This is a genomic window from Streptomyces milbemycinicus (genome assembly GCF_002154605.1).
GTDB classification, from domain to species: Bacteria; Actinomycetota; Actinomycetes; order Streptomycetales; family Streptomycetaceae; genus Streptomyces; species Streptomyces milbemycinicus.
Window position 1 is genome coordinate 1 of record NZ_MUNE01000393.1, and the last position, 264, is coordinate 264.

Annotated in this window: 1 protein-coding gene; it reads right to left on the reverse strand. The window is 69.7% G+C overall.

Going from position 1 to position 264, the window contains the following annotated elements:
• Window positions 1–58: 58 nt before the first annotated feature.
• On the reverse strand, window positions 59–264 hold a 206-nt coding region (locus CCN51_RS58040), incomplete at its 5' end, for a response regulator transcription factor (protein ID WP_245881706.1).

A 264-nucleotide genomic window follows, 5' to 3' on the forward strand; every position in this document is an offset into this window, starting at 1 on the left:
GTGTATGGGGTCTGTATGGGGTCTGTGCGGGCTCAGGGGACGGGTGGTGGGGCGGGGCTCAGTGGATGATCCCGGTACGCAGCGCGACCGCGACCATTCCGGCCCGGTCGCCGGTGCCCAGCTTGCGGGCGATACGGGCGAGGTGACTTTTGACGGTGAGGGCGGACAGGCCCATCGAGACGCCGATGGCCTTGTTGGACTGGCCCTCCGCAACCAGCCTCAGCACCTCGACCTCGCGTCCCGACAGCTCGCGGTAGCCGCCCG